Raw genomic sequence first — 11309 nt, forward strand, 5'->3', positions numbered from 1 at the left:
AGAGCTCGTACATAAGCACGCATTTATTCTTTTGATTGTAAATTATTGTTGTTGACAAGGGGGAGTCCACATAAGCGGAGCGAAACCCAACAAGTTAACGAGTTTCTAGGGGAAAGAGTAAAGTTGCGAGCTCCTTGACACAAGCAGCAGGCATCCTAGAGTTGCTAACTCGCTAACTTGCATACACAAAAAAGCGGCACTTGGCCGCTTTTGTTAAGTAAGGTGTGTTATTAGCAGTTAGTTTCTTCTGCGTTAACACCTTCTTTTACTTCTTCACATGCATCTTCAACTGCATTTTGTGTATCAGTAATTGCTTCATCAATACGCTCACCTGCGTCTTCAGCAGAGTTGTCTTCACAACCCATGATGAATAAACCTGAAAATAGGGCGATAGTAGCGGCTTTTAAAGTTGAATTTTTCATAATGAAATTCCTTGTAAATTTAAAATAAAGTAAGTGGTTATCTGCTTTTAACTACTTAGGGACACTGCCTCTAAGTGCTCCTGATACCAGCGAAATAACTAGTAATACTAAAAATATAAAAAAGATAATCTTAGCGATGCCTGCAGCGGCTCCTGCGATACCGCCAAAACCTAACACTGCTGCGATTAACGCGATAACTAAAAAAGTAATTGTCCAGCGTAACATAGTGGTCTCCTTGGCTATTTAAATTTTCTTAAGTTCGATGTAACTGAAGCGAGTTCTGTGCCAGAAATTTTATTTTATATATTTCAATGGGTTGTGTGTTTTTGTCGTTCTTGAGAGGGTTCATCATTTGGTAACTTTTACGAGTAAGCATGTAACTTATTCATAGTGATATTTTTTCATATTGAGCTGAATGAGGAAAAAGAGAATCGCTATTGTTATTGGTAAGACCAATTTAACTTCATTTTGAGGGGCTAGCTCTAACACCTTGTTGTACGTGGTTTTTAGGCATTTTACTATGGTTAGTTAATAGCTGAACATATAACGTCTGGCTATATTGACTATTTATATCATCTATAACGGGGCTTTAAATGCGCTAATAGTAGGGTGTTAATTATATGTGCGTCATGTTATTTTAAGTTTAATTGGTTTTACCAATTTACAATGGTGCTATACAAATGAATTTTGTTTGTTATTATTGGTGCATAATTATTTAACAAAAATAACTTTTTATTTTAAGTAAGCGAGGGGAGTCGTATGGATATAGGTGGATTACTCACCACTGCGGCCAGTTTGATGGTGACAGGCATGGTAGGCGTGTTTGTTTTTCTGACTATTTTGATTTCAGCAGTCACTTTAATGTCAAAGGTAGTAGGTCGATTTGATGATCCTGCAACTGCAGAACCTACGCGTACAGCAAAAATTCAACCTCAACAGGGTGTGCCACAGGCACATATTGCAGCAATCAGCGCTGCAATTGCTCAATTTCGAAATAAACAAAAATAACGGGGCAGCTTAAACATGGCTAAATTAAAATTAACCGAATTAGTATTGCGCGACGCACACCAGTCTCTTTTGGCAACGCGTATGCGCTTAGACGACATGCTACCCATGGCAGAAAAACTCGATAATGCGGGTTATTGGTCAATTGAATCATGGGGTGGTGCGACGTTTGACTCGTGTATCCGTTATTTAGGTGAAGATCCTTGGCAACGTATTCGCGAGCTAAAAGCGGCAATGCCAAACACTAAGCAACAAATGCTACTACGCGGACAGAATCTTCTAGGTTACCGTCATTATGCTGATGATGTAGTCGAAAAGTTTGTTGAGCGTGCCCACAAAAACGGTGTTGATGTTTTCCGTATTTTCGATGCGATGAACGATGTGCGTAACCTTGAAACAGCCATTAAAGCTGCAGTTAAAGTAGGTGCTCATGCCCAAGGTACTATTTCGTACACAGTAAGCCCAGTCCATACGCTTGATATGTGGCTTGAACTTGCAAAACAACTAGAAGATCTTGGTTGTCATTCAATTTGTATCAAAGATATGGCGGGTTTATTAAAGCCATATGATTGCGAGCAGTTGATTAAAGGCTTAAAAGAAACTGTATCTATTCCTATCGCAATGCAATGTCACGCGACGACAGGTTTAAGTACTGCAACTTACCAAAAAGCAATCGATGCGGGTATCGATATGCTTGATACGGCGATTTCGTCAATGAGTATGACCTATGGTCATAGCGCAACAGAAACCATTGTTTCAATCGTAGAAGGCACAGAGCGTGACACCGGCCTTAATTTAAATGAGTTAGAAGAAATTGCCGCTTATTTCCGTGATGTACGTAAGAAATACGCTGCATTTGAAGGCAGTCTTAAAGGTGTTGATGGCCGTATCTTATTAGCCCAAGTACCTGGCGGTATGTTAACTAACATGGAAAATCAGCTTAAAGAGCAAGGTGCTGCTGATAAGCTTGATCAAGTATTACTTGAGATCCCGCGTGTACGTGAAGACTTAGGTTACATTCCTCTAGTTACACCAACGTCGCAAATTGTAGGTACTCAAGCGGTACTTAATGTACTGACTGGCGAGCGTTATAAAACCATCACAAAAGAAACCGCGGGTGTACTCAAAGGCGAGTATGGTGCAACACCGGCGCCAATGAATAAAGAGCTACAAGAGCGAGTACTTGAGGGTGCTGAAGCAATTACGTGCCGTCCTGCTGATAAGCTAGAGCCTGAGCTTGAGAAGCTAGAAGCAGAGTTATTAAGTGAAGCTAAAGAGCAAGGTTTAGAGCTTGCTGATGATGTGATTGATGATGTGCTTACTTATGCATTGTTCCCACAAATTGGCCTTAAATTTATTAAAAACCGCAACAACCCAGATGCATTTGAAGCAATTCCAACGGGTGAAGTTGCTAAACCTGAAGCAACTCCTGCTGCTTCAAGCCCTGTAAAAGCAGAGCAGTACAGCGTTAAAGTTGATGGTAAAGTTTACGATGTCGTCGTAGCGCAAGGTGGTGAGCTTAAAGAAGTAACCCTAAAAGACAGTGAGTTAATTCCTCAGTCTGCATCAGCGTCAGCGGGCGAAACACTCAATGCACCGTTGGCAGGTAATATTTTCAAAGTGAAAGTGAAACCAGGTCAAACCGTTAACGAAGGTGATGTGGTTATCATTATGGAAGCGATGAAAATGGAAACTGAAATTCGCGCTGCACACTCAGGCACAATAGCTGAAGTATTAGTAGCAGAAGGCGACTCTGTTGCCACTGGCGATGCGCTAATCGCACTGGCATAGGAGGCAGAGGATGGATGGTGTTTTAAACCTCTGGCATGCCACGGGTATTGCTAACTTTACTTTTCCGGCATTGATCATGATTGCGGTTGGTTGCTTGTTACTCTATTTAGCAATCGCCCGTAACTTTGAGCCACTGTTGTTATTACCTATCGGCTTTGGGGCTATTTTAACTAATATCCCAGTTGCTGGGTTATCTGAGCCGGGTGGTCTTTTATATTACGTGTACCATATCGGGATTGACTCTGGGGTATTCCCACTTTTGATCTTTATGGGTGTGGGTGCACTCACAGACTTTAGTGCCCTGATAGCAAATCCGCGTATGTTGCTGTTGGGCGCGGCTGCGCAGTTTGGTATTTTTGCTACTTTATTTGGTGCAATTCTACTTAACTTTATTCCTGGCTTTGAATTTTCGCTACAGGATGCATCGGCCATCGCCATTATTGGTGGGGCAGATGGTCCAACAGCTATTTTCTTAGCATCTAAGTTGGCACCTGATTTACTTGGTGCAATCGCAGTAGCGGCTTATTCATACATGGCACTTGTGCCAATTATTCAGCCGCCAATTATGCGCGCACTAACAACGCAAGAAGAGCGCGAAATTCAAATGCCGCAACTTCGTACAGTATCGAAAAAAGAGAAAATTGTTTTTCCATTAATGGTGCTTAGTTTAACTATCTTGTTTTTACCTGCGGCAACACCGCTGGTAGGTATGTTCTGCTTAGGTAACTTGATGCGTGAATCGGGCGTGGTTGATCGTTTAAGCAATAGTGCACAAAACGAAATCATCAACATTACCACCATTTTCTTAGGCTTAGCGGTAGGCTCAAAGCTTGCAGCCGATAAGTTCTTAACCGTAGAAACAATCGGTATTTTGGTGTTAGGTGCTTTAGCCTTTGCAATCGGTACAGCTTCAGGGGTGTTTATGGCAAAAGGTCTTAATAAGATCTCTAAATCGCCAATCAACCCATTAGTAGGCGCAGCCGGTGTGTCAGCGGTACCAATGGCCGCACGGGTGGTTAATAAGGTAGGTCTTGAGAGCAACCCGCATAACTTCTTGTTAATGCATGCCATGGGACCAAACGTAGCAGGGGTATTAGGAAGTGCCGTTGCAGCAGGTATTTTGTTAGCGATTGTTGGCTAATAACACGATTAAGTCGATTTACTTCCAACCGACTGGCGCAGTAATTTTACTGCGCTTTTTTTTGCCTATAGACTAGGGTCACCCTAAAGAAATTATAGTTAAATGATAGTTGTGTAAGAAAGCCGCCATGAATGTTTTTATTATCTTATTATGCCTTTTTGTTGCTTTGGTTATTCTAATACCGCTACTTGAAAAGTATCAGTCTAAAATGGGGCTTGATGGCGCGACAAAGTATGCAAAGTATATTTGGCCGCTGGTGATGATTTCGCTAATTATTCAACTTATCTATGTTCTTTTAAGGTAATAATAGTATTAACCCGCAGTGTCTTCAGTACTGATTTTAGTAAAGTCGATAATAGTTTTAGCCGGATTTATTTGGTACAAAAAAGCCGCTTCAATTTGAAGCGGCTTTTTTATATTTACTTAACTACTTATTTAACGCTAATTGTAACTCACGGTTACGCTGTAATTGAGCTAAGAAGTTATCAGCAATCGGTTTAAACTTAGCTAACTCATCGCGCGGTAGAGGCTCTGATTTAGGTAGTTTGACCGTTTTAGGGTTACGGTGAACACCGTTTACTAAGAATTCATAGTGTAAGTGTGGGCCCGTCACACGACCTGTCGCACCTACGGTACCAATCTTCTGGCCTTGTTTCACTTTCTGACCAGTTCTAACCATCTTTTTGTTTAAGTGTAAGTACTTAGTCACATACTGTGTGCCATGGCTAATAAATACATAATTACCGTTGTATTTACTGTAGCCTGCTTTAATCACTTTACCATTACCCGATGATACAACTGGCGTACCGGTACGCGCTGCGTAATCGATACCGTTGTGAGGTTTTACCGTTTTGGTCACTGGGTGTAAACGACGCGGGTTAAAGCTCGAACTAATATACTTAAAGTTAACAGGTGCGCGTAAGAAGGCTTTTTTCATGCTACGGCCTTCAGGCGTGTAGAAGTTACCATCAGTATGGCGAATAGCCGTGTAACGCTCACCTTGGTTAATAAATTCTGCGGCAATAATTTTACCATCACCAATGTACTCACCATCTACATAGTGAGACTCGTAAATAAGACCAAATTGATCACCTTTACGAATGTCATTAGCAAAGTCGACATCCCAACCGAAGATGTCAGCAAAATTCATAATTTGACGCTCGCTTAAGCCTGCGGCAATGCCTGACGTCCAAAAGCTATTGGAGATCTCACCGCCAGCTGATTTACTTAGCGTTTCGATTTCTTTGCTATCGATAGAAGTGTCGTAGTTACCTTCGTCATTTAATGTAACGTATAAGGTATCTGTTTTTGAGATCACATAACGTAGCTGAGCTAAAGAGCCATCTTCAGCTGTTGCAAAGCTTAAGATTTCGCCTGGGTGAATTTTTGTTAATTTACGAGTTTCTGCGTTGGTATTAACAAGTTTGTGTAATGTTTGCGCTGAGAAGCCCGCACGTTTAAAGATAAGTGCTAAATTATCGCCATTTCGTACTTCATGGTCGATAAGCTCGTATTCTGGAAGTTTTGCTGCTGCTTGCTGTGAATTAAGCTCAGTTAGTTTTTCGTTATCATCAACTTTAACTTGTAATTCGTAGCGTTTGCCAATTTCAAGTGCGTTTGCACTATTATCCTTTGATGCGGTGGCTTTTTCAGAAGGCAATAACGCCAAGCCGACAATAGCAGAAACCAAACCGAGAATAAGCAGTTTGTGTTTTTTGGGAAGTTTGTGCACTACGTGAACCATATCGTGCCTTTTCTGCTGTCAAGAAATTTAAATACTAATATCGCAGGATATACCTAAAATAGAGCAAATACCAGTGTTTTGTAGATTTAAACTGGCGCTATTTTACGCTAGAATTGCTCAGCGCGTTAAACTTTTTTGTTTAAAATTGCAGCAGATGTCTATGGTTAAACTAAATCTACATTAGTTAACTAAAGTCCCTTCATTAAATTGCAATAACGCGGTATAAAGAACAATCATGCGCGCTGCCTTCAGGGCTGTTTCTTAAACTATTTAAGTTAGGCTTTTTTCTAGTGTCGCTTTTTGGTGCTAACTAGCTAAATTTTAAAGTTTTTAGCTCTATATTTATAACCCTGACAGGCCACCACGCCCCGGTAGCTGAATTTTTGGAGTAATACACAGTGGATTTACAAACCGCTCTAGCTGAGATAAAACGCGGTGCAGAAGAGATATTAATTGAAGACGAATTAGTCGAAAAGCTAAAGTCTGGTAAGAAACTTAAGATCAAAGCGGGTTTCGATCCAACTGCGCCTGATCTGCATTTAGGTCATACAGTTCTTATCAACAAAATGAAAACCTTCCAAGACCTAGGTCATGAAGTGATTTTCTTAATCGGTGACTTCACCGGTATGATTGGTGATCCAACGGGTAAAAACGTAACGCGTAAACCGTTAACTCGTGAAGATGTTTTAGCTAATGCTGAAACCTATAAAGAGCAAGTATTTAAAATACTTGATCCTGCTAAAACAACTGTTGCATTCAACTCTGCTTGGATGGAGAACTTAGGTGCAGCAGGTATGATTAAACTGGCTGCGCGTCAAACAGTAGCACGTATGCTAGAACGTGATGACTTTAAAAAGCGCTATGCCAACGGCCAATCAATTGCTATCCACGAATTTTTATATCCACTGGTACAAGGTTGGGACTCAGTCGCATTAGAAGCTGATGTTGAACTTGGCGGTACAGACCAACGTTTTAACCTATTAATGGGTCGTGAATTACAAAAAGACGAAGGTCAAAAGCCACAAACAGTACTTATGATGCCACTGCTTGAAGGTACTGACGGCGTTCAGAAAATGTCTAAGTCATTAGGTAATTACATTGGTATTACTGATGAGCCAAACGACATGTTTGGTAAAGTAATGTCTATCAGCGATGATCTAATGTGGCGTTACTATGACTTATTAAGTGCTTTATCAATCGAAGAAATTGCAGCGCTTAAGCAACGTGTTGCTGATGGTGCAAACCCGCGCGACATCAAGATTGAACTTGCCAAAGAAATGATTGCACGTTTCCACAGTGAAGAAGCAGCCGAAGGAGCTCATCAAGATTTCATCAAGCGTTTCCAAAAGAATGCATTACCAGATGAGATCCCAGAAGTGACAGTAACAATTGCTGAAGACACTGTGTTTATCACTAATCTATTAAAAGAAGCTAACCTTGTAGCTAGTACGTCAGAAGCAATGCGTATGATTAAACAAGGTGCTGTAAAGATTAATGGTGAAGAGAAAGTAACGGATACTAAGCTTGAAGTTGCTAAAGGCACAACACAGATTTATCAAGTAGGTAAACGTAAGTTTGCTAAAATCACCTTAGCTTAATTAAGCTAATTGGTATAAAAAACCAGCTGCGGCTGGTTTTTTTGTGCTTATATTTTGATTAATTTGTGAATAGGCTAATTACTTCAATCCCGACTATCAGTAGTAACCAAAATGCTTTCGCTTGATTTAAGCGATTCACTAAAGCAGGAATATCATCGGCATCTGGTAGGCGATCGGTCCCAACACGCATTTTATTAAAGCGCTCACCTTGGTAAAGAGCAGGACCGCCTAACTGTACTTGCAAAGCAGCCGATGTAACACTTAACAGCCATCCTGTATTGGTTTGATAAAAGTGTCTGCCATAGTGTTTTATATAATGAATACATTGTTTACTGGCATTCGTTGCTGCAATCGTTAATGCAACTAATCGCGTGGGTAACCACTCCAATACAAATAGTAATTTAGCAATGGGAGCCAAAAACGGGTTGTTGGGTTTTAGGTTTTTTCGCCATGCTTGATGAATTAATGTGAGTAAGCGATAAACCAAAGCAAGGGTAGCGCCGCCAAGTAGATAAAAGAATATAACGGCAAAATAATGCCGCGCACTTTGTAACACCAGTGACTCCATGGTTGCTTTACAAATTCCAGGGGCCGATAAACGTGATACATCACGGGCAACGAGGCTAGCTAGTAGCTCTTTTGCAGTCGCTTTTTGGTTGAGCTTGAGTAATCTGGCAATACGTAATGATTTCTTCTCTTGAGCGCGGCTACTGAGTAACAAATATAAAATTAAGCCATTTAATAGCTCAGGGTAAAAAGCAAACTCTAAAAACAGCACAACCAATGTCACTATCACTAAAATGGTGAGAGTAAAAGCTAGGGTTGAGGCTAAATATTGATAGCTTTTGGGGTTCGTTGGGTTGTATAAACGCTCGCTAAGCGCAGAGAAAATAACGGTTAAAAAGGTATTAGGGTGATACCAACTAACCAAAGGAAAGAAGCGCTCAGCTAAGAGCGCTACAAAAAATACAATAATGTCCAAATGGTTTTGAACAATATTTGCAATCACCTTATAAACTCACCGACGTCAGTTTCTCTAAAAGAGCAACAACCATTTTAGATGAGTTGATAGATGCAGTTTCGATATACTCTTCAAATGATTGCGGCGACTCTTTGCCAGCAATGTCAGACATTGAACGAATAACAACAAATGGTGTTTCTAGTACATGACAAGCTTGTGCAATTGCTGCACCTTCCATTTCTACTGCAAGCATAGTTGGGAATTCAGCACGTGTTTTTTCAATTCGTACCGGGTCACACATGAATGAATCACCAGTACAAATTAGGCCAATCATGGTTTTAACATCGCTGATTTGACTTACGCTTTGCTCTGCCGCTTCAATCAGTTTAGGGTGAGCAGCAAAGCCAGCTGGCATTTGTGGTACTTGACCGATTTCATAACCGAATGCAGTTACGTCTACATCATGGTGACGAACTTCTGAAGAAATAACGACATCGCCTACATTTAGCGACGGCTCAAAACCACCTGCAGAACCTGTGTTGATCACACAATCTGGACTGAAGTTATCGATTAGCAGTGTTGTTGCTACTGCAGAAGCCACTTTACCAATACCAGATTGAACTAAAGTAACTGTGTTACCCGCTAGTTCACCGGTGTAAAAGGTAAAACCCGCTTTAGTCATGATGCTTGGGTTTACCATTGCTTCGCGTAAGATTTTTACTTCTGGCTCCATCGCGCCAATAATACCAACGTGCATAATATTTGATTCCTTAGATTGAATAGGATGATTATACCTAAAAATGCCTGAAACAAACAAAAAAGCAGACCTTAAAGTCTGCTTTTGCCAATATTATGACAGGTTATATTTCTGCAAGCGCCGTTGAGTGTGCTTTTGCTTGTGATGGTGATAATACCGCTGGTTTAGTAACGCGGTTGCGTGCAGGTCTTGCAGGCGCTGCTGCAGGTTTACCAAGCTTAAACATGATTGCATCACGTACTTCTCTTGGTTGATAACCTGATTTTACCTTCATGCGAATATGCGGGATGCCTGCTGCTTCTAACGCGCCACTAACAAACCAGTCACGTTGTGCTTTATGGCCGTCGCGGTTGGTGTTATTAACTAAATCAACAGCGGCAACAATAGTAAGTTTGTCTTTGTCGATAAGTACGTAATCTAACTGTTTGTTTTTGGCTTTAGCCATTGCAGCACGTTTTGCTTTGACAGATAAGCCTTGCTTACAGTCGATTAAATCAATGAGTTTAACGCGGCTGACGATTTTATATTGGTCGCCTACAGCACGTTCTAGAAGATGTAAAAAAGCACTCTCAACTTGCGTAAAAACAGTTTGCTTACGAGTGAAAGGATAAGGGTTTCCGCCTTCATCGGTAAACTTTGACGCAACAACAGAGGCTACTACGACTAAAACTAAAATTGATAATAAAGCGAATTCCATACGGTAACTCCACAACAACAAATTGACACTGAAAATTAAAAGCAATTAGCGTGCCTAAGTGTGTGGAGTCGCCTGAAATTTTTAAGCTGTGTATCCGCCAGTAACCCCTTTAACAGCGATAGCTACTGCGTCGTGGGCATGAAGTGATTCGTAGTGATTTATTTGCAGCCAGTAATCTGCGTAGTTTTGCTGTTCAAGTAAGCCTTTAATTTTACGAGCAGCATCTTCGCAGAACATGAGGTTTTGACCATTTAAGCGGGCAAACTCTTGCTCATCTTCACGTTTAACTGCCGCTTGTACTGGCGTTTTTAGCTCAGCTTCTAAAGCATCAATTAAGCCAACCACATCAAAACTGTCAATTTGGCTGTCGAGTTTTACTTTCACGTTTGCAATTGAACGCTGTGAGTGTGGTGTAGCAACAATGCCGTCTGTTGTGCCTAGCCATTCTAAAACAGTTTGCTTATCAAGATTTTGCTCTGCAAATTTTTCGCTAAAGGCATTTTGAATTAATTGACGAGCAAGAGCCGCTGAACATGGGCATGTTGACGAGTAAGTAACATCAACCATTAACTCAAAACTTACAGTGCCTTGGTTGATCTTAGCGATCAAATGAACAGGGTAGTTTTTCCAACCTACTTTGCCACTTAATAAAGATTTACGACGCAGAGGTAGCTCAAATTTAAATTCGATTTGTGCTTGGTCACTTAAATCATCATGGCTGCTAATAAAGGCATCAAGTGCTTGTTTAAGAGTTTGTGGATTAACTTGCTGCTCGGTTGATAAGGTATCAAGGGCTAAAAATAAACGCGACATATGAATGCCTTTGGCGTCTTCTTTATGCAAGTTTACAAAAGCGCGAGCCTTGGCAATTACATTTACAGGGGCAATATTGCGAGTTTCAAAAATGAAAGGAAGTTCAATTTCGCCCATGCCAACCCAGTCTAATTTACCTGTTTGTAAGGCGGGAGCCGTATCAGCAATATCTGGCATTGTGGTTTGCATGGTAATACTCATTCTTTGCAATTATTAAAGCGCGGTATTTTACATGAAAAAATATAAAAAAGCGGCGTTGATGAAAAAATTCTATGTTTATCGCACAATATGAATATTTCTAAACACGGCAAGATCATTATAAATTGAACTTATAGAATATGTAGTGATCAGATCAAGGCATAATAATCACCTTGGTCACG

Annotated in this window: 11 protein-coding genes; 4 read left to right on the forward strand and 7 right to left on the reverse strand. The window is 40.7% G+C overall.

Annotated elements, in window-relative coordinates; all coding sequences use genetic code 11:
- Positions 1-230: 230 nt before the first annotated feature.
- Together HUS62_RS21595 and HUS62_RS21600 are read right to left on the reverse strand one after the other, a co-directional pair.
- Complete coding sequence (locus HUS62_RS21595) at positions 231-422, reverse strand: hypothetical protein (protein ID WP_054551284.1); 192 nt, start codon at positions 420-422, stop codon at positions 231-233.
- A 51-nt stretch (positions 423-473) separates the two neighbouring features.
- The gene (locus HUS62_RS21600; RefSeq protein ID WP_064971747.1) at positions 474-647 is read right to left on the reverse strand and encodes a DUF1328 domain-containing protein; all 174 of its coding nucleotides are present in this window, start codon (positions 645-647) and stop codon (positions 474-476) included.
- Positions 648-1181: 534 nt separating this feature from the next.
- Here HUS62_RS21600 and HUS62_RS21605 point away from each other — a divergent pair.
- From HUS62_RS21605 to HUS62_RS21615, 3 genes are read left to right on the forward strand one after another with little or no spacing between them, the layout of a single operon-like run.
- Positions 1182-1430: an OadG family protein gene (locus HUS62_RS21605; protein ID WP_054560781.1), complete on the forward strand. Its 249-nt coding sequence runs from the start codon at positions 1182-1184 to the stop codon at positions 1428-1430.
- 15 nt (positions 1431-1445) lie between these two features.
- Complete coding sequence (oadA, locus tag HUS62_RS21610) at positions 1446-3218, forward strand: sodium-extruding oxaloacetate decarboxylase subunit alpha (RefSeq protein WP_175081112.1); 1773 nt, start codon at positions 1446-1448, stop codon at positions 3216-3218.
- 10 nt (positions 3219-3228) lie between these two features.
- Positions 3229-4359: a sodium ion-translocating decarboxylase subunit beta gene (locus HUS62_RS21615; RefSeq protein WP_054560779.1), complete on the forward strand. Its 1131-nt coding sequence runs from the start codon at positions 3229-3231 to the stop codon at positions 4357-4359.
- Between the two features lie 427 nt (positions 4360-4786).
- On the opposite strand, the gene HUS62_RS21620 is transcribed toward HUS62_RS21615, so the two are convergent.
- Positions 4787-6103, reverse strand: a complete 1317-nt coding sequence (locus HUS62_RS21620) for a peptidoglycan DD-metalloendopeptidase family protein (RefSeq protein WP_175081113.1) — start codon at positions 6101-6103, stop codon at positions 4787-4789.
- A 398-nt stretch (positions 6104-6501) separates the two neighbouring features.
- Here HUS62_RS21620 and tyrS point away from each other — a divergent pair, with 398 nt between their 5' ends.
- Entirely contained in the window at positions 6502-7701 is a 1200-nt protein-coding gene (gene tyrS, locus HUS62_RS21625) for a tyrosine--tRNA ligase (RefSeq protein WP_054560777.1), read from the forward strand.
- A 58-nt stretch (positions 7702-7759) separates the two neighbouring features.
- Here the strand turns inward: tyrS and HUS62_RS21630 are convergent, their stop codons facing one another.
- From HUS62_RS21630 to folE2, 4 genes are all read right to left on the reverse strand, one after another.
- The gene (locus HUS62_RS21630; RefSeq protein WP_175081114.1) at positions 7760-8710 is read right to left on the reverse strand and encodes a cobalamin biosynthesis protein; all 951 of its coding nucleotides are present in this window, start codon (positions 8708-8710) and stop codon (positions 7760-7762) included.
- Between the two features lies 1 nt (position 8711).
- Positions 8712-9419, reverse strand: a complete 708-nt coding sequence (gene mtnN / locus HUS62_RS21635) for a 5'-methylthioadenosine/S-adenosylhomocysteine nucleosidase (protein WP_054551291.1) — start codon at positions 9417-9419, stop codon at positions 8712-8714.
- A gap of 103 nt (positions 9420-9522) precedes the next feature.
- Positions 9523-10116 carry a DUF2726 domain-containing protein gene (locus HUS62_RS21640; RefSeq protein WP_054560775.1) on the reverse strand — a complete coding sequence of 198 codons (594 nt, stop codon included), beginning with the start codon at positions 10114-10116 and terminating at the stop codon, positions 9523-9525.
- An 81-nt stretch (positions 10117-10197) separates the two neighbouring features.
- A complete protein-coding gene (gene folE2, locus HUS62_RS21645; RefSeq protein WP_175081115.1) occupies positions 10198-11118 on the reverse strand; it encodes a GTP cyclohydrolase FolE2 in 921 nt (306 codons plus the stop codon).
- Positions 11119-11309: the final 191 nt, after the last annotated feature.

It is taken from the genome of Pseudoalteromonas sp. 0303, assembly GCF_013349995.1.
In the GTDB taxonomy this organism is placed as follows: Bacteria; Pseudomonadota; Gammaproteobacteria; order Enterobacterales; family Alteromonadaceae; genus Pseudoalteromonas.